Genomic DNA, 17,680 nt, shown 5'->3' with positions numbered 1-17,680 from the left:
ATCATACAGATTAGTGAAGGCGTGAAGAGTCTGATGTTTTGTATGATCCGTTCAGTCTCCTATGCCGGATAACGGCTATTACCTAAGAGTTTAGTCAACTTCATGTCTTAAATAAAGGAATGAAATTTTTTAGGATACCTGATTGGGGATTTCTGAATGCGAGGGAAACGGAAATTCTTTTCGGAATGACAGAAGTCACCATGTGGGTCTGTTGAAAAAAGCCGCCAGCGGCGTTCTCGCCATTTTCCCGTGCTCACGTACTACGCGTACGCTCCGCGCGCAAAAACGGCTGCGGCCTTGCTGGACGGACCCTTCGGGAAGACTCAGGGCATGCTTTTTTGAACCGACCCGGAGCCTTTGATGAGTAATCTAATCCTGGGCAAATTTGCCCTTGAACATCTTTATTATCACTCCCCATGTGGGCTTGTTTGATACGATCGGGAACGGGCAAGGCTGGGGACACACAGAGAGGAACGTAAGTTGAAGATTAGTGGTGTGGGTATAAATAGTTATCCTTTGATCATTCGGTAAGCAAAAAGGAGCAGAAATGATCCGCCAACGGCGATGCCAAAACTTGGCAGATTAAACCCGGTGACCTCGCCATAGCCAAAGTAGGTGCTGATCAGTCCTCCCACCATGGCGCCGGAGATCCCAATCAGGATGGTGATAATCATTCCACCAGGGTCCTTTCCCGGCATGATAATCTTTGCCAGAACCCCTGCCATAAGGCCGAATACGATCCAGGAAATGATGCCCAATGAGGACCCTCCTTGTGATTCAGGATGAACTGCAGGGAGTGTTGAAACATGCCGCCAGCGGCGTTCTCGCCCCTTGGCCGTGCTCACGTACTCCTCCGTACGCTCCGCCCGTCCAAGTGGCTGCGGCCTTGCTGGACGGGCCTTTTTGAACACTCCCTCATTTTTCTTGTGTTGGTTTCGATCACTCAAATGACGATGAAAAACGAAAATATTTGAAATATTCAACAGACTCCTGCAGTATTTGGCTTCTGGCCTTCAATCAAAGGGCCGTGAGAGTGACGGGTTGAAATGGGACATGCTCCAACCTGGTTATGGGCTTGTTTTTTCCATTGAGGCGATAAATGAATCGGCTTCCTTAATGGAGGCGTTCAATTCCTTAATGAGGGCGGCGATATTGCCTTCCACCGAGACCAATTCACTCTTTAATGACGCGATCGTTTCTGCATTCAGGTTGTGTTTTAGAAAGAGGACTTGGTCTTTGAATTTTGCCAATACCGGATCCATTTTCGATTCGGCACGTTTCATGGCTTTTATCAATTGAGCATATTGGGTGCGTGTTTGTGTGAGTTGCTTTTGGCTGTTTTTGCGCAAGGCGGCGCTGGAATATTCTTTGAGTTCAGCCTCCCATTCATCAAATAAAGCTTCCGAGACATCCTCCACCGACGCGATGCGGTCTCGAACTGCCTGGGCTTTGGCTTCGCTCCGTTCGTATTCCGCATTCAGGACCTCGTATTTCTCCTGTAACTCACCGCCCTTGATATTAAGGGTTTTGGTGAAGCGGTCAAGCGCCGACTTGAATTGTTCTTTGGCGTCCTCTTGAGCGTCACGAGCTTTTTCCACATCACTGACCATCAGGTCGCGTTTATGGTAGCCGATTCTCTCCATCGCATCATAATAGACACTCTGACAACCAAATGTGCTCAGACTCAAGAGCATGGTTAACCATGTCAGGTAAGGAAAGAGTCTGCGGGAACCTCCTGGAGAATATTGAGGGTACATCATGTCATCCTTGTACAAAGGGTTTATATTCATTGGCCCAATCATCAGGTTGTCGAAGGCCCGGGCTTCAAGACTTTTTCCAAAAGACCCTTCATGGAATCCCCGCCTTGATTCTGGACGAAGGAAAGGACGATCGGCACAAACTTTCCAATCATATCAGGGCTTAATCCAAGTTGCGAAAACCCGCTTGCCAAATTGGCGAGATTTCCCAATCCCCCCATCTTCTCGCCTAACCCCCCGGCGCCGAGTGAAGCGGCCATTCCTCCTAATGCTCCCATCATGCCGCCGCCCGCAGAGGCTGCTGGGGAGGGAGCGGGTGCTGCCCCTAAGAGGTCCCTGACCCCTGGAACCTTGTCGGCGAGCTGTTGAAACTCGCCTGAGCTCAATTTTTCCTTCGCGAGGTTGAACAAGAGACCGGCGCCGCCTTTGGCTTGGCCTTCATTGATGTTCAAACTGCTGACAAGTTGTTGAATCAATTCCATGGCAAGACCTCCTGATAAACAATCGAATGCATGGACACGCGGGTGAAAAGTGAGTGAGGGTGGGCCGATTGCCTCCACTTCAGTCGATCTTTGATGCTGAAGCATCAGCCGTAGGTGATAAGATACGGGATATGCCGCTGTAAAAGAAACCAGACTCGCCAAATCTTTGGCTGGAAACACTAGAGGGTCAACGCCACGCTGGAGTCTGTTGGCCGTTGGTTTCTGCCCAATACGGGACCCACGCCAAACACATCAACTTTGTCGAAATATTCGACTTTTTGGGGCGCACATTGAGAGTCTCCAGGGGAATGGTTTCGACATCCCACTGAGCGGTTAGTGATTGAATCTCTTCTTGTAACTCCGCCTCTGACGCAACCAATTGTTGTTGAAGGGCGTCCACGTTTTCCTCGGCACGGTCCACATCCTTGCCTTCTTTCATGGTTCGGCTCATCCCTCGAACGGCGGATGTGGCCTTGCCCATCGAAGATCGGCTGACGGTTTTACGGCCCATGAATACCGATAAGAGAGTCGCGCCGATGGAAATAACCGTTTGGAGTTTTTGTTGTTTGGCCTGCTCGGATTCCCGTTGAACGGCCTGTTCGGCCCGCCGGATTCGATCTTCGAGTGTCGTCATTTTCCCGGCATATTTTTTTCGGAGTGCGTCGGTCTCGTCATCCCGCCGTTCGCGGACGAGCTGTTGTAATCGAAGGCGGAAATCACGTTCCGATTCATGTGGGCCGGAAGTCACCCCTAACGAGGCATTTCTGAATATATCCAAGGTTTGTGTCCGGTAGACCCAATCCTCAAAATCCTTTTCCCATTCCTTATAGGATTTCGCCTGGGTGGCGGCGCCTGGCAGTTCCCCGAACTGTGCTCCGTCAGAAAGATGAGTATTTAAATCGGCAGGTGGAATATCGAGAGGGTCTGCTTGGTCCCAATGGACCGGTACCGCGCCCGTGGTTATCTCTACAAGGGCTTGGACCTCACGGACTTCATCCAATTTCCTTTTGGCATCCTGGTAATGGACCGATGCGGCACCATACAGTCGTGGATAATACATGAGTGAGCCGATTGCGGGCCTGGCTCCCCGAATGGGTATGAAATATTGGCGGATGTCCGGAGGAAGAACCGGTGGATGCGTGGTGCTTTCTTTAGGAGGTGTTCCGGGAAGAGATTGAGAAGCGGTGGTTAGGGTTTTGGTGGAAGCGGATGAGGCTGTAGAAACGGAAAGCGCTGCTTTCACCGGATCCATCAAGGTTTTGATTTGTGTTCGGGTTAAAGGCCCTCGAAGATAGGACAATGCCCAACGGGTCTCAAAAATTTCCGGCCCATCGTCATGGACGTTGTTCATGAGAAACACCCGGTTCCCGAGGCCGGAGATAATCTGCTCCATCTTCTGACGATTGAAGTTTCCTTGACTGTTGGCCGCCGCGCCTTCCAATCCATCCAATACGCGGGCCATGTCCCGTTCGGTCTGGAGACGTCCGATAAACCACGTTCCCGTATTGCCCAATCCTTTGTAATCCAGGTCAACCGGGTTTTGAGTCGCGAGCACGACACCCAGGCCAAAGGCTCGAGCTTGTTTCAGCATGGTGAGCATCGGGGCTTTGGATGGCGGGTTTTTGATCGGAGGAAAAAAGCCGAAGACTTCATCCATATAGAGCAGTGCGCGCAGACTGGTGGTGCCCGATTGGCTTCGCATCCAACTGACCATTTGAGTGAGCAGGAGACTGACAAAAAACATGCGCTCAGTATCATTCAGGTGCGCGATGGAAAAAATGGCGATGCGGGGCTTGCCGGCTGGGGAGTGCAAAATCTGATCGATATCCATCGGCTGGCCCTCCAGCCATGCAGAAAACCCTGGTGCTCCCAATAAATTATTAAAACGCATGGCTAACGCGAAGCGATCCTTCGAGGAAAAAACCGATTCCAAATCCATCACTCCCAACTTGGAAAACGGCGGGGTTTGAATCTGTTGGATAAGCGAAGAAAGCGTGAGGTCTTGTCCGGCTTCCCAGGAGGTTTTCAGAACATTGGCCAGCAGAATATGTTCGGGGCTTTGCAGGGGGTCGGCATCCAGACCAACCAGATTGAGTAAGCTGGTCGCCGTAGTGCCCACCCGATCCCCTAAAAGTTCTGCGTCTTCAAGGATGTTGGGGGAGGGAACGGCAAACGATTGGAGAATGGATACAGGAAGTCCTGCCGTGCTGCCAGGGGTATAAACCAGAAAGTCCGCTGCTTCACGGAGTTTCGCGATTCTGGCTCCATCCTGTCCCCAAGCTTTCAAGCCTGCTTTCCATTTGGCCGCTTCCTCGTCCGCGAAACCTTCCGGCGTGAGGGATTGTTTCTTTGCATCATCGTGATTGATCCAGGGAAGAAAATCGCTGCCTTGCAGATCAGGAAAGGTTAGTAAGAGGTTGGCGATATCGCCTTTGGGGTCAATGATGATGGCAGGAACATTGTCGATCGCGGCTTCTTCCAACAGGCCAATACACAAGCCGGTCTTGCCGCTGCCCGTCATGCCGACACAGACCGCATGGGTGACCAGATCTTTCGAGTCATAGAGGAGGGGGCCGGATTTTGCTGATTTGGTGGCGAGGTCGTATGGCCTCCCTAAATACAACACTCCGAGCTTTTCAAAATCAGACATGGTCAGCCACTCCCTTCGTTCACTTGCAAATAGAAGTTCCCTGGTTAAAAATGGGTGAGGGAAACTCGTTTCCTGGTTATGCTTTTCAAAGGCATTGTAGCCCTGAGCACGGATTGCCCTGAGCCAGGAATACGATACCAAAGAATCTAGGACCGTCGCATTACATAAGGATTCATGAAATCAATAATGGTCCAGACAATGTAGAAATCAAAACATTGAACCTATGGCAAATTGACATTCTTAGTTATTTGACCAAAAATCAATTTGTTAGGCTCGACAATTTTTTAACTACCAGTTTAACAACCAGGTGGATCTCTCATATCCTAAATGTGGCGTTCCAATCGGTAACGAGGAGAGTTTTATGATCATAACGAATAAGCAGTCAGGAACGAACGTGCATGAGATTGCTAACGGGATCTATCGCATTAACACACCGGTCGTCATCGAAGGTGCGGGTGGGTTCTCGTTTAACCAATACCTCATCGTAGATGATGAACCACTGCTCTTCCATACCGGCCCGCGGAAAATGTTCCCATTCGTCCGTGAAGCCGTGGCGAGCGTGTTGCCGGTTGAGAAACTTCGATACATTTCGTTTTCTCATGTAGAAGCCGACGAATGCGGGTCACTCAACGAATGGCTGGCCGCTGCTCCCCAGGCTATGCCGTTGTGTGGGACAGTTGCGGCCATGGTCTCGATTAATGACCTTGCCGATCGGGCACCTCGCGCCCTAACGGATGGAGAGCAGCTCACTCTGGGCGAACATACTGTGCGTTGGTTCGACACGCCGCATCTGCCTCACGCCTGGGAATGCGGCTTACTGATGGAAGAGCGGACGTCGACGTTGTTCTGCGGCGATCTATTCACGCAGGGAGGGGCAGACCACCCTCCTGTTACGGAGTCGGACATTCTGGAGCCCAGCGAATCCTTTCGATCCGAAATGGATTATTTCTCCCATACGAAGAAGGATGGTGTGCTCCTGGAAAAGCTCGCCTCGACCAATCCAACCATACTCGCGTGCATGCACGGGAGTGCATGGCGTGGTGATGGCGCCAAACTGCTTCGCGCGCTTTCCGACTCGCTATCCGCAAGATGAATACCATATTGAGCAGGACATGCTGGCTCACAATAATACATGGTAATGCATAAGAAGGAACCAGAGTGAGAGGAAACATCATCGCCTACATCCAAATGTGTCAGAAGGAAGGCACGAGTTTACAGAAGGGGATGAACTTTCGATTAAAGGGAAAACACTCAGTAATTCTCATGTCGGTTCGTCCTAATGCTCCCTACAGGGATATAGTGTTGGAGGATGGCGCTGTATTGGTCTATGAAGGGCATGATGAGCCAAAGAAAAACGGCGGTGTCGACCCAAAAATCCTGGACCAACCAGAGCGAAGGCAAAATAACTCTCTGACGGAAAATGGAAAATTTCACAAAGCTGCGCAAGCTTATACGTTGGGGGAGAAAGGACCTGACATTGTTCGCGTATACGAGAAAATTAAGGCGGGGATTTGGTCAGATAACGGCTACTTCCACCTTGTGGATTCGTGGATCGAGCATGATGGAAAAAGAAATGTATTTAAGTTCAAGTTGGTCGCGATTGAAGGCATCGAAGATGAATCATTAGCCGAAGATCCGCCCACTAGACTTGTAGAGCGTAGTCGTATTATTCCAACAAGCGTAAAGTTGGAGGTATGGACACGGGATAGCGGCCGTTGCGTATCCTGCGGAGCGACTGATGAGCTTCATTTCGATCATATTGTTCCGTATTCAAAGGGCGGGACTTCTGTGAAAGTCGAGAATATCCAACTTTTATGTGCACGCCACAATATTGAGAAGAGTGCAAACATTCAATGAATACAACCAGCAATTCTTACAAAGCATGCGGTTTACTCACCTCCGCCCTGCTCCAGGGCAAAACGTTGTGTAATTTATCTTATAGTTAAGCGGCGGGAATCAGGGCTGCCGAAGCGGCAGAGCCGGCCTAAGCTAAGGTATGGGTACTCATGATTCAGTAAACCTTCAACAGTATTACAATCGAATGAGATCGAGGAAATAGCAAGGGCCAATCCGACAGAAAAGCCGTACGATTTCTGTTTACCAGAGAATCAAAGTCAATTCAGTACTCTATTTAAATTTGATGGCGGTTCCTTTGACCGTGGTACAGGTAAAAGTATAAACGTTGTAAATGGGAATGAAACCGTACAGGCTGCTTTCTGCTGAGACATTGAGTAAGGCATCTCCGCCCGTGGTTTCTAAGGCCTTATCCACCGCTTTAGCCATGTCCGATTGCCCAAATGGGATAATGGCCAAAATGAAATGACGGCAAGCTTGCCCTTCAGCTGGCCCTAACTCCTCATAACCTTGGCTGGTTTTCAAGAGCGAAGCTGGATCGGCTGAACTTTTGGTCACAATCCCCAAAGTTCCAGTGGTACTGCATCCCGCCAACATACATGTCAGTAACAGAACCGATCGCCAGATTTTGGGCATGTTCTTCTCCTTAAGAGAGGGTTAAATTTAATGCCTGTTAATTCGGAATAACCTCTTGCAATCTTAAATAAATATTTGGACTTTCCTTGGGGACATGAATCTGTTCTGGAAATCGCTGTTATTGAGGAGATGGTCTAGCCTCTAGCTTGGAAATCGTAGCTGGGGACCAAACAGGATGAGAGGAATAGGAGAATATTGATTTTATTGGACCTCCAGGAGGTAAAAAAAAGATAGAGAATAAAAGTGAGAACGGGCTTCGGAAGAAGGGTGCTACTCTTATACGAATAACTGTTATGAGTTAATTAAGGAGGCTGAAGTGCAGACCATATCATGGGATGATTTCATAAAAGTCGAGCTTCGCGTCGGGCGCATTGTGAGTGCGGTGCGGTTCCCGGAAGCCAAAAAGCCTGCCTACATTCTGCAAGTTGATTTCGGAAAGGACATCGGTATGAAGAAGTCGAGCGCTCAGATCACGGATCTTTACAAACCGGAAGAGTTAGTGGGAAAGTTGGTTGTCGCTGTTGTGAATTTTCCAATCAAACAAATCGGTCCGGTGATGTCGGAATGTCTGGTCACCGGATTTCATACTGAGAACGGGGAGGTGGCGTTGTGTGTCCCGGACAAATCGGTTCCTCTAGGCAGAAAGTTGTTGTAGTTTCTCCGTTGCTTAAACTATTTGCTGATAGAGCCATGCCTTACAACAAGTTTCACCTACTTCGGAGTATTTAAGATATCGTGAGGTCTCTGTGGGATGGGTGGGAAGATGGCCAGAGATATTGAAATACATGCTGACACCAGACCTATTCAGTATCTTGGATACACCGACCCGGCCAGTCTCATTAAGTTACTGAGATTTAATGAAACCAGGGTTCTTGCCAGGTGTGGGGTGTATGCTGCTCTCTGATAATGGACACAATCAACTATTGGAAAAGAAATGGCCAACCGCTTAACCAAAGGAGACGACTATGGCGTTCCTACCTACCTTAAAAGATCTATTTCGGCATGATCCTGGAAGAACTGGTCTCCTTCTTCTTCTTTCTATGGTTTTTGCATTAAGCGGCTGTGCGCATGATGGCAAAAGTTCTACCGAGGGAACACGTTCTCATGAATCCTATACGCACGAATCCGAATCTCCGCATGCAACTCAAAATTATATGGACCATCATCATTTTTCCGGCTCAATGGAAGAAGAATTAATGCTGAGCGATGAACAAAAAGAGGCCTTTCACAGGCTTCGACTTGATTACGATAAAATGGTCGTCAAAAAAACCGCTGATGTTCGAACGGCGGAAGTCGATCTTGCGACCCTGCTCGGAAAGGGTGAGCCAGACCGTCAGGCGATTGAAGAGCAGGTCAAAACCATTGGAGCCATTAAAGAAGATATGATGATGGCACGCATTGATTCCCTGCTGAAATTGAGAGGTGTGTTAACTCAGGATCAATACGGAAAATTTAGAGAGATCTTGCATCAGCGCATGAATCAGATAGAGGGACATTCCCCCCATGGAAGTATGTAGCACGGAGGTTGGAGTTAAGGATTGTTTGAAGGGTGTGAAATTGGAGAAAAGCCGATCGCGCCTTGAATGTTTTCCCTGTAGGCTTTTCCTTTGCGGCTATGACATGGATGGGTGGGGATGATCAATCTCACCCACCCATATGAATCCGCTTGTAGGACGAGTGTTTAAAACGCTTTCTACTGAACCTGTCTTCTGGTTGTGCTGAAGAAGCTTATCGGTATCTTTTGATTCGTTCCGTATAATCTTCAGAGGATGCAGGATCGAGTTCCCATCGGTGGGTATCCCGGTCATACACTTTTTCTCCTACAAGTTCTTCAGAATTTTCAAAGGTCAAACCCACCGCTTCGCCCAACTCATCCACGGTATCTTGATCCGGAGTAGGATTGGAACCCCCTACAGTTTCATCGCCGGAACTCCCCGCGTCCATGGTTGCGTCAAGATCTCCACCGAAAAGTCTGGCCTGTTTTTGGCGATTGTTTCCACGAGTAAGGACTACCTCCGATTCCTGCTGAACCCTTGTCTCGCTAAAATCCTCTTGGATAGCCTCTTCAGCAGGATCTTGATTTTCAATATATTGCCGTATCATCGTATCCGCATCCTTCCGTGATGAATTCGTATTTTTCTTTTTAGCCATGGATCCTCCTCATCATTGGATAAGCAGCAAATATTTTGAACTTTGTAAACGATTTAGGGCTTTACTGTATCCCAAGGCTCAGGAGTATCAAACTGGAGAAAACCCTGGAGAAAGTTCAGGTAGGGATGACTCCAATGAGTGAGATTGTTCGCACGAATTACGACCGGTAGGGGTGATTGTTTGGAAAGTGGGCAAAAGATGTCGTCACTTTTGACACCTTTATCGGTCCGATTTCTTCATTGGGCCGATTATTCCCGACCATTCCATCCACTGTCTTCACACTAATGTCTTCACCCTAAAGTTTTGGATTGTAAAAGTCTTTGGAAACCGATAACAGATTTCCCCCAAACCTTCCGTCCCGTAATAGGACACTTTTTCCAAGGGTTTTTGGCAGGCTTCAAAACCGAGCGAACAAGTTAAAATTCAAAAAGTACAAAGAGGGTTAAAAAGATAGAAAAACTTGGCCCGTTTTTTTTTCGACCTGTGTTTCCCGTTTTAAAATCCCTAAGGAGAAATCGCCGCCATGAAAAATTCAACTATTTCAACCATGCTATTTCTTTCGCTGATGTTTAGTGGATGTTCTCAATACCAGGTGATCCCCGAGGGGTTGGAAAATCAAGTCAATCACACCTTGGACTTTAAGCAGATTCGCGAGAACCCTGATAATTATCAAGGAGAGTTGATGGTTGTCGGAGGAGAAGTGCTATCGGTCAATCGAAAGCAGGATGCGACAAGAATCGAAGTACTCCAACTTCCACTGAACGATGATTTTACTCCAGCGATTCATCGCACCAAAACTCAGGGAAGATTCATTGCGCTATCGAAGGGGAAGGATCCATTAGATCCAGCCGTGCTTGAAAATGGCAAAGCCATTTCCATTGTCGGTGAGGTTATAGGCAGGGAAACTATCCAGGTGGGTGAAGATACCAAAGAGGTCCCCATCTTTGGCATCAAAGATTTGACCATATGGGATAAGGCACTGTATTGGGGGCGAGGCTATTCAGGATTTGGTTGGGGTGGGGGTTATCCAGCCGATTTTTATACTGGATATCGTCCGCTCGCATATCCCTATTATTGATAGTTTTGAGCCCCTGAAATGGTTCAGATAATGATGATCGGGGTGCCCAATTGGACGGTTTCAAACACAAATTGAAGATCGTCAGCATGCAGTTGTATGCATCCGTGGGTGACATCCTGGCCTAATAAATTTGAGTACAAGGCCCCATGAATGAAATATCCATTGCCAAAACCCAACGCATATTGTCCGAGCACTCCCGGCTGTAACCGATCAGCCATTTTTCCGGGAACGGGATCGCCTTGTTCAATAAAGGCCCAATCGGGACGAATCCATACCGGTTTTTCTAGCTTGCTCTGAATGCTGAATGTCCCTTTGGGAGTTTCGAACGTCCACGTTCTTTCCGGGTTCCTGGGATCCGCTAAGGTGTTCCCGCTGCCGGTTGAGGCAAGGGCCTCATGCAGAACCCGATCGCCTTCTTTCACGAAAAGCCGATGTCGGGATGTATCTACAAGAAGATAGACTGTTGCCTGCGGTGTGAGGGGCATGGGATTTGGTACGTGACTAGGGGCGGTGTGGAGTGGCTGGGATGGCGAAAATTCAATTTCCTTATAACGGGTCTGGCGAATGTGTGCCGACGTATCGTCCAGAGTCCCATCTGGAGAAAGACTGGCAGAAACCTGGAGGAGGGGTTTGGATAACGGGATGGATTGGGCAGAATTCAGGAATGGTGATGCGAGGACAATGAGCAGGGGAAGCATGAAGACTCCCCAAGCTGCCGCCGCCCAGAAAACTATGGAACCGGTGGTTCTGATAGTTTCAAAAGTCTTCCGGGGAAACTGAAGATCTCGGTTGTCGGGAGCCATGATGGAACATCACCACCAGAGACCAAATTAACCATAAAAATCGTCAAGCTATCGTGAATTTTCGTTAACCGTACTGATGGCCTGCTCAATGTGCTCATACACAGCCGAAGCTTTTTCCGTGGCTTGTTTGGCCTGAGTTTGGGCCATTTCGAATTTCTGTTCATCGAAATGAGTTTGACCGGTTCGAAGAAGGGTTCGAGCTGAATCCAGGTCCCGCTCCAAAGCGGATAATGCCAGGTCCGATTCCTTGCCCATGGGAGCTCGACGAAGGAGTTGTTCAGCTTTTCCTATGGCAAAGTTTGCGCGTTCCAATTCTTCCTGGGCTGGTTGGCGGGAGGGTTCCGGTGTTGTGGCAGGCAGAGAAACATTTCCTTGCTCGCTCGTGCTTGATGGAGCCTGCTCATCTATTGGCGCAATTGCTGATGTTGTCGGTGCCGGCTTTTCCTGGGTAGTCGGTGAGGCTTTGTCCTCGGAATCAGAGCATCCTTGGATGCCGACGGCCAAGATAACGAAGAAGCAGAGAGTGAGGACTTCCTGTCTCACTAAGGATGGATTTTGAAAGGAAGGAAAGAGCATAAGAGTAAGCGCGCTCTGAATCAAAAAACGAACTGTGGAAAAAGTATAAAGGAAATTCTGGCTTTGAGAAAGCTGGTAAAAACCCTGGCCTATCTTATCCAAGAAAATCCGGGATGATGGAAACAAGGACGTGAAGCTGCCTTTTGAAGCCTTTTGAGAGAAAAGTTTGGCTTCACGGACGAAAGGTTGGAGCCCTTCGAGCAAGAATATCTATAGAGGTTTGAATTAGATCTCTAACAAGCCTGTGAATGACTTCTGCAACCCAAAGCAAAGTTCTTGATGAACTGGAATGAGTGTTGACCTCATACTTTGAAAAAGGGGTTACTGAAATCGTTTGTGGTTGTCGAGGCGAACGGACATCGTATGAGAAAGGTTCCTAATCAATTAACGTGCCGAGCTCATTTTGTCCAAGAAGACGACCCAAATAATTCAAGGCAGCAAATCTTGAGGTGGAACTATTTGAGTGGTTGGGCTTTAGGACCGAGAAGTGGTTTGAGATATTTTCCGGTGAGTGACTGAGGGCTGTTGGCAATCTCTTTCGGCGGGCCTTGCGCGACGATGTGGCCACCGGATTCGCCTCCGCCGGGGCCTAAATCGATAACCCAATCCGCGCATTTGATGACGTCCAGGTGATGTTCGACTACCAGGACCGTGTTCCCTTCCTCGACCAGTTGATTCAAGACGGTTAACAGGCGCGTGATATCTTCAAGGTGCAGTCCCCTGGTGGGTTCGTCCAGAATGTAAAGGGCACCGTTGTGGTCTGAGTTGACGGCTGATCGTTTTGGGGCGTTGGTCAATTCTCGGGCGATTTTAAGGCGTTGGGTTTCGCCTCCGGATAGAGTCGTGGCTGGTTGTCCCAGTGTGAGATAGCCAAGTCCAAGCTGTTGAAGCACGCGCAATCCTTTGAGGACCTTGGGACATGACGTGGCGAAGTAGGGTACCGCTTGATCGACGGTGAGGTTCAATACATCATGAATGGAATGCCCTTTGACGTGGACCTGTAGGATTTTTTCTTTGAACCGTTTGCCTTCACAGTCTGCACAGGGTACGTAGAGGTCCGCGAGAAAATACATTTCCAGTTTTTCATACCCGTTCCCCTGGCAACGAGGGCATCGTCCTTTCCCGGTGTTAAACGAAAAATGCGCGGGCGTGAGCCGGTGCGCCCGCGCTTCTGGCGATTGAGAAAATAAGGCCCGGATTTCATCATAGGCTTTAATGTAGGTGATGGGATTCGAGCGCGGGGTTTTGCCGATGGGTTCCTGGTCAATAAGGCAGACGGTTCGAAGGTGTTCCGGCCCCGTCATGCTTGCCAGCTCGGGTTGGGGAGGAGTGTCCACCTTAAAAAAGCGCGCCAGAGCTGCATAGATGGTGGCCTCGACTAACGTGCTTTTCCCCGAACCGGAAGGACCCGTGACACAGACCAGCGTGCCGAGGGGAATGTTGACGGTGAGGTTTTTGAGATTCTGTTCGTTCACTCCTGTGAACTGAAGCGCTTTTCCATTTCCTGATCGACGTTTGGACGGTAAGGGAATGGTTCGTTCCCCACGCAAATATTGTGCGGTGAGTGACTGGGGATGCTTCAGAAAGGATTGGTAGGGGGCTGCGCAGATGACCTCTCCGCCTTGATCGCCTGATTGAGGTCCCAGTTCGACGATGTAATCAGCCTGTTGAATGATCTGCGGATCATGTTCCACCACAATAACGGTGTTGCCCCGCTCCGCCAACTCCCGCAAAATCATGCCCATGGCCTCGGTATCGCGGGCATGGAGGCCGATCGTCGGTTCATCCAGGACATACTGTGTGCCCATGAGCTGACTCCCCAGTTGTGTCGCCAGATGAATACGCTGAGCTTCGCCTCCGGATAACGTCCGCATTTCCCGGTTGAGTGTGAGATACTCCAACCCTACGCGCAGGAGAAATGACAGTTTCGTTTGCAAAGCCATCAACAGATCCCTGGCGATCGCCTCCTCAAATGTTCTTAGCGGCAAGGTCTGAAGCCATCGATGAAGGTCAGAGAGGGGCCATCCACATACCTCGTGAATGTGGCAATCATAAATCTTGACCATGAGAGATTCCGGCCGTAAGCGGGTTCCCTGGCAGGTTGTGCAGGGGAAAGGACTGCGATACCGGCTTAGGAAGACCCGGACATGCATCTTGTAGCGTTTGCCTTCTAGATAGGTAAAAAAATCATCAATGCCTTCGAGCTTTCCTTCTCCTTTCCAAATCAGGTCTAGTTCTGCTTGGGTGAGTTGGTTGTAAGGTGTGGTCGGGTCGAGATTTTTCTTCTTGAAGGCTTTGAGCATTTCTTTCTGCCACCACACATTGGACGGTTTTGTCCATGGTTCGATCGCCCCGTCCTGTAAGGATTTGTCGGGGTCGGGAATCAGTAACCGTTCGTCGTAGCGCAGGATGTTGCCGAACCCTTTACATTCGGGACAGGCTCCAAGTGGATGATTGAAGGAAAAGGATACGGGTCGTGGCGTCGGGAACGTCCTGCCGCAGCCCGGGCATGAGAGGTGTGCACTATAGGCTAGGGGGTGGTTATCCCCGATCATGACACTCGCGCGTCCTTCACTTTCGCGAAACGCTGATTCCAAGGCTTCGACCAACCGACTCCGCGATTCCGTATCCAGAGTCAGGCGATCAACGACGATTGACAACTCCGATGGCAGCGGTGAGGGGAGGGGGTCGGTGTTGAGGTTGATCAGTTGGTGGTTGATGACGACGCGAATGAAGCCTTGCTTGAGGAGTGCCGTTTTCATGAAATCCAGTGCGTCAGGATGGGGGGCGGGTTTGGGAAAACAGACGAGGGCACGTTCCTTGGGAAAACGATTCAGTAAATCTTGCGCGACCGTGGTGGGGTGGTGGGCGATGGCCTCCACCTTGCAGTCGGGACAGGTCAATCGTCCGATTTTGGAGAACAGCAACCGGAGATAATCTGAAATTTCGCTGGTAGTGCCGACGGTGGAGCGCGAAGTCCGAATCGGATTTTTTTGTTCCAAGGCAATTGAGGGGCGGATATTGGTGAGTCGGTCCACATCAGGGCGTTTTACACGGTCCAGGAACATGCGCGTATAGGATGAGAGCGATTCCACATAACGCCACTGGCCTTCCGCAAACAAGGTATCGAAGGCCAAAGAGGATTTTCCGGATCCTGACACCCCCGTGATGACGGTGACAGCGTTGTGCGGGATACGGAGAGAAATATTCTTAAGGTTATTTTGCCGTGCGCCTTCAATGATCAGGTCGGCATGGGGGGAACTGGAAGATAATAACTGTTTCTTTGAGGACATATTCAGGGATGCTAACCATTCGGATAGTGAACACGACGAATAATGGTTGTACCGTGTTCACCCCCTTCTCGCCAAGTGGCTTCAAGAGAAGTAATCCACTCCCAAAATCTATTTTGTAAATTGACAAGGAGGAAGTAGGGACCTGAGCTTACAGCCGTCCTAATGTATCGCCCAGCCAGACAGCGGCTAGACCTACGAAGACATGGATGAGGATATTGGCGGAGGCTTTGAGCATGGCCCCGTCTTTCAGAAGTGCCAGGGATTCGAACCCGAATGTGGAGTAGGTCGTGAATCCACCCAGAACGCCGATAAACAGAAAGATTCTGGTGTCGGTTCCTAGCATATTCCTGGACTCGGCCAACCCATGGAGCAATCCGATCAGGAAACAGCCGAGAATATTAACGGCCAGAGTGCCAATCGGGAAGGCAAGAGTCGGACTCAGGCGGTTAAAGAAGCCGGAGATCACAAATCGGCCTACCGACCCTAAAAACCCGCCCAAACCAACCCAGAAAAGTTGAGGTAATCCGTAAGGAATCATGGTGGTGTGTGCCGGTTAGGCAATTTCCCTCAAGATGAAGGGAAGGTGCAACTTGGCATGGAACGAGCTGAGGGATGGTGAAGGGTTTATGGGAGTCAATTCTTTTTCTTCCGGAGAGTTTTCGATGACTTTTTTCGCGGAGCCTGTTTTCGTGCGTTTCCTTCACCAGGGACCTTAGGCTTAGATGGAATGACCACATTGGGATCGGCCCAGAGCGCGATTCCCCCAAGGAGCCCGGCGGTATTTGAGACGATTGTGGCATGAGGTGGCAAGGGAATGGTGACCTTTTTGCCGTTGCCCCCCCCTATATAGAGATGGTCGAAATTCATCACTCGATCTAATATGTCAATCGCTTTGGCCAGACGGAGATTCCATCTCTTTTTCCCCACATTTTTCAATGCGCTGGCACCCAATTGCACTTCGTATGTCTCTTGTTTCCGAAAGGGGTGGTGAGCAATTTCCAAATTTGGCACGAGGTGCCCATTAATAAATAAGGCGGTTCCAAATCCGGTTCCCAGAGTAATGACCATTTCGACCCCTTGGCCTTTGATCGCTCCATAGCCCTGCACATCCGCATCATTTGCTGCCCGAACCGGTTTATGGAGGTATTGTTCCAGTTCTCCAACGAGATCGGTTCCAGGCCAGGATGCGTCCAGGTTGGGGGCTGTTTTCACCCGCCCTTGGTGAATGACGCCCGGAAAGCCCACTGATATGCGATCAAACCGGCCCAGAGTTTTGGCGATATCTGAAATAAGCCGGACGATGGCCTTTGGCGTAGCGGGTTTTGGTGTGACCATTCGTACCCGTTCAGACAGAGGTTGGCCGGACTGATTGAGGAGGAGGCCCTTAATGCCGGACCCGCCAATATCAATTGCGAGAGTAATAGTTGATGCGTGTGAAGCATTGGATGTGTTCTGTGCAGGAGTCATCAACGTTTCTCCTTAAAATAGGGAAAGTGAATGAGGGCTCTCATCTACCCTTTCCCGCCGTTATACACCACTCCGCCGTTTTGAACATATTGCTGGAGGACAGACGCGGCCTTGCCTCGCGCAATATCCGTGGTCACGGCAATCCCTCTCAGCCCAAGTTCCACAATCCAATTGGCAGGTTTGGGGCCCTCGTCAAAACCAACCGCTTCGGCGTCGCCCCCTCTGGCGCCACAGACAATTTGCCGAACGCCGGACCAGGAAATCGCGCCCAGGCACATACAGCAGGGCTCGCAACTGGTGACCAACTCGTGGGTGGGAAATCCGGTTGCTCCTAAATTATGAGAGCCCACCAGTTGCTGTGCCATCAGTATCGCAACAACTTCAGCATGGGCCATTGAACTTTTTGACGAAAGGACGAGATTCACTCCAGGCGCGACCAGTTCTTGAGTGTCCAAGCGGAACACCCCTGCTCCAAATGGTCCCCCGGTTCCATATTGAATGTTGAGTTGCGCAAGCTTAATGACCAGGTCCATACGGGAATCCTGAGTCGGGTAGGTCTCCGGTTGTTGGACAAGGTAATCGGCGACCCAGGCTGGTAACTCAAGACGATATGGGTGAAAGCGGATAGAAGGGATGCTCATATTAGAAAGTCACGGGTTTGAGTGGAAGAAGGTGTGAAGAATGGTTATCCGATTGTGGCGCCGGCATCAAAAACAATCCGAGGGGCTTGTCCCTTGAAAGGGAGCCCCTCGGATTATGTGGCATACACCACAAAATGTGAACCTCATGTTCAACGTGGCCCATCAGTAGGCTAATGACGCGTTCCTCGTTAAGGGTTGGCCGAATCTTCCAGATGTGAAGGTTGAGGATCCCTCTTGTGACTCATTATCATCAAGCTCAGTGCATTTCCCGCTGGCAGATGCCCTTAGGCGT

At 49.8% G+C, this 17,680-nt stretch carries 17 protein-coding genes; 5 read left to right on the top strand and 12 right to left on the bottom strand.

Annotated features, from left to right (window positions below):
• Nucleotides 1-509: 509 nt before the first annotated feature.
• The 4 genes from PQG83_RS12075 to PQG83_RS12060 form a co-directional block, all read right to left on the bottom strand.
• The gene (locus PQG83_RS12075; protein ID WP_312749131.1) at nt 510-758 is read right to left on the bottom strand and encodes a GlsB/YeaQ/YmgE family stress response membrane protein; all 249 of its coding nucleotides are present in this window, start codon (nt 756-758) and stop codon (nt 510-512) included.
• Between the two features lie 309 nt (nt 759-1,067).
• Nucleotides 1,068-1,760 carry a DUF2959 domain-containing protein gene (locus PQG83_RS12070; RefSeq protein WP_312741330.1) on the bottom strand — a complete coding sequence of 231 codons (693 nt, stop codon included), beginning with the start codon at nt 1,758-1,760 and terminating at the stop codon, nt 1,068-1,070.
• 41 nt (nt 1,761-1,801) lie between these two features.
• Nucleotides 1,802-2,239, bottom strand: coding sequence for a DUF2780 domain-containing protein (locus tag PQG83_RS12065; RefSeq protein ID WP_312741327.1), 438 nt, complete (start codon nt 2,237-2,239; stop codon nt 1,802-1,804).
• A 187-nt stretch (nt 2,240-2,426) separates the two neighbouring features.
• The gene (locus PQG83_RS12060) at nt 2,427-4,889 is read right to left on the bottom strand and encodes an ATP-binding protein (RefSeq protein WP_312741324.1); all 2,463 of its coding nucleotides are present in this window, start codon (nt 4,887-4,889) and stop codon (nt 2,427-2,429) included.
• A gap of 361 nt (nt 4,890-5,250) precedes the next feature.
• On the opposite strand from PQG83_RS12060, the gene PQG83_RS12055 reads away from it, so the two are divergent.
• Nucleotides 5,251-5,982, top strand: a complete 732-nt coding sequence (locus PQG83_RS12055) for an oxygen-binding di-iron domain-containing protein (protein ID WP_312741321.1) — start codon at nt 5,251-5,253, stop codon at nt 5,980-5,982.
• Nucleotides 5,983-6,113: 131 nt separating this feature from the next.
• Complete coding sequence (locus tag PQG83_RS12050; RefSeq protein ID WP_312741318.1) at nt 6,114-6,746, top strand: HNH endonuclease; 633 nt, start codon at nt 6,114-6,116, stop codon at nt 6,744-6,746.
• A 270-nt stretch (nt 6,747-7,016) separates the two neighbouring features.
• Here the strand turns inward: PQG83_RS12050 and PQG83_RS12045 are convergent, their stop codons facing one another.
• Nucleotides 7,017-7,379, bottom strand: coding sequence for a hypothetical protein (locus tag PQG83_RS12045; RefSeq protein WP_312741315.1), 363 nt, complete (start codon nt 7,377-7,379; stop codon nt 7,017-7,019).
• Nucleotides 7,380-7,695: 316 nt separating this feature from the next.
• Between PQG83_RS12045 and PQG83_RS12040 the strand changes: the two genes are divergently transcribed.
• Nucleotides 7,696-8,034, top strand: coding sequence for a tRNA-binding protein (locus PQG83_RS12040; RefSeq protein ID WP_312741313.1), 339 nt, complete (start codon nt 7,696-7,698; stop codon nt 8,032-8,034).
• Between the two features lie 310 nt (nt 8,035-8,344).
• A complete protein-coding gene (locus tag PQG83_RS12035; RefSeq protein ID WP_312741310.1) occupies nt 8,345-8,896 on the top strand; it encodes a Spy/CpxP family protein refolding chaperone in 552 nt (183 codons plus the stop codon).
• 211 nt (nt 8,897-9,107) lie between these two features.
• Here PQG83_RS12035 and PQG83_RS12030 read toward each other — a convergent pair whose 3' ends face one another.
• Complete coding sequence (locus PQG83_RS12030; protein WP_312741309.1) at nt 9,108-9,530, bottom strand: DUF6335 family protein; 423 nt, start codon at nt 9,528-9,530, stop codon at nt 9,108-9,110.
• 523 nt (nt 9,531-10,053) lie between these two features.
• Here PQG83_RS12030 and PQG83_RS12025 point away from each other — a divergent pair.
• On the top strand, nt 10,054-10,608 hold the full coding sequence (locus PQG83_RS12025) for a Slp family lipoprotein (RefSeq protein ID WP_312741306.1): 555 nt from the start codon (nt 10,054-10,056) through the stop codon (nt 10,606-10,608).
• Between the two features lie 23 nt (nt 10,609-10,631).
• Here PQG83_RS12025 and PQG83_RS12020 read toward each other — a convergent pair whose 3' ends face one another.
• The 6 genes from PQG83_RS12020 to PQG83_RS11995 all read right to left on the bottom strand — a co-directional run bounded on the left by PQG83_RS12020 (nt 10,632) and on the right by PQG83_RS11995 (nt 17,388).
• On the bottom strand, nt 10,632-11,411 hold the full coding sequence (locus PQG83_RS12020) for a L,D-transpeptidase (RefSeq protein WP_312741302.1): 780 nt from the start codon (nt 11,409-11,411) through the stop codon (nt 10,632-10,634).
• 48 nt (nt 11,412-11,459) lie between these two features.
• A complete protein-coding gene (locus tag PQG83_RS12015; protein WP_312741299.1) occupies nt 11,460-11,954 on the bottom strand; it encodes a hypothetical protein in 495 nt (164 codons plus the stop codon).
• Nucleotides 11,955-12,442: 488 nt separating this feature from the next.
• Nucleotides 12,443-15,280 (bottom strand): excinuclease ABC subunit UvrA, encoded by a 2,838-nt coding sequence (gene uvrA, locus PQG83_RS12010; RefSeq protein ID WP_312741296.1) that lies wholly within the window; start codon nt 15,278-15,280, stop codon nt 12,443-12,445.
• 148 nt (nt 15,281-15,428) lie between these two features.
• Nucleotides 15,429-15,818 (bottom strand): fluoride efflux transporter CrcB, encoded by a 390-nt coding sequence (gene crcB, locus PQG83_RS12005; RefSeq protein ID WP_312741294.1) that lies wholly within the window; start codon nt 15,816-15,818, stop codon nt 15,429-15,431.
• Nucleotides 15,819-15,913: 95 nt separating this feature from the next.
• The gene (locus tag PQG83_RS12000; RefSeq protein ID WP_312741291.1) at nt 15,914-16,747 is read right to left on the bottom strand and encodes an ROK family protein; all 834 of its coding nucleotides are present in this window, start codon (nt 16,745-16,747) and stop codon (nt 15,914-15,916) included.
• 44 nt (nt 16,748-16,791) lie between these two features.
• The gene (locus PQG83_RS11995; RefSeq protein WP_312741289.1) at nt 16,792-17,388 is read right to left on the bottom strand and encodes a nucleoside deaminase; all 597 of its coding nucleotides are present in this window, start codon (nt 17,386-17,388) and stop codon (nt 16,792-16,794) included.
• Between the last annotated feature and the right edge of the window lie 292 nt (nt 17,389-17,680).

It is taken from the genome of Candidatus Nitrospira neomarina (assembly GCF_032051675.1).
Taxonomy (GTDB): domain Bacteria; phylum Nitrospirota; class Nitrospiria; order Nitrospirales; family UBA8639; genus Nitrospira_E; species Nitrospira_E neomarina.
The sequence above is the reverse complement of the archived record's forward strand: the minus strand, read 5'-3'. Positions and strand labels throughout refer to the sequence as shown.

Bases quoted from the DNA above. Each gene is read 5' to 3' on its own strand.
- PQG83_RS12030 (WP_312741309.1), bottom strand. From the start codon at position 9,530: ATGGCTAAAAAGAAAAATACGAATTCATCACGGAAGGATGCGGATACG.
- PQG83_RS12020 (WP_312741302.1), bottom strand. From the start codon at position 11,411: ATGGCTCCCGACAACCGAGATCTTCAGTTTCCCCGGAAGACTTTTGAA.
- PQG83_RS12000 (WP_312741291.1), bottom strand. From the start codon at position 16,747: ATGACTCCTGCACAGAACACATCCAATGCTTCACACGCATCAACTATT.
- PQG83_RS12060 (WP_312741324.1), bottom strand. From the start codon at position 4,889: ATGTCTGATTTTGAAAAGCTCGGAGTGTTGTATTTAGGGAGGCCATAC.
- uvrA (WP_312741296.1), bottom strand. From the start codon at position 15,280: ATGTCCTCAAAGAAACAGTTATTATCTTCCAGTTCCCCCCATGCCGAC.
- PQG83_RS12025 (WP_312741306.1), top strand. From the start codon at position 10,054: ATGAAAAATTCAACTATTTCAACCATGCTATTTCTTTCGCTGATGTTT.
- PQG83_RS12055 (WP_312741321.1), top strand. From the start codon at position 5,251: ATGATCATAACGAATAAGCAGTCAGGAACGAACGTGCATGAGATTGCT.
- PQG83_RS12045 (WP_312741315.1), bottom strand. From the start codon at position 7,379: ATGCCCAAAATCTGGCGATCGGTTCTGTTACTGACATGTATGTTGGCG.
- PQG83_RS12050 (WP_312741318.1), top strand. From the start codon at position 6,114: ATGAACTTTCGATTAAAGGGAAAACACTCAGTAATTCTCATGTCGGTT.
- PQG83_RS11995 (WP_312741289.1), bottom strand. From the start codon at position 17,388: ATGAGCATCCCTTCTATCCGCTTTCACCCATATCGTCTTGAGTTACCA.
- PQG83_RS12070 (WP_312741330.1), bottom strand. From the start codon at position 1,760: ATGATGTACCCTCAATATTCTCCAGGAGGTTCCCGCAGACTCTTTCCT.
- PQG83_RS12065 (WP_312741327.1), bottom strand. From the start codon at position 2,239: ATGGAATTGATTCAACAACTTGTCAGCAGTTTGAACATCAATGAAGGC.
- PQG83_RS12035 (WP_312741310.1), top strand. From the start codon at position 8,345: ATGGCGTTCCTACCTACCTTAAAAGATCTATTTCGGCATGATCCTGGA.
- crcB (WP_312741294.1), bottom strand. From the start codon at position 15,818: ATGATTCCTTACGGATTACCTCAACTTTTCTGGGTTGGTTTGGGCGGG.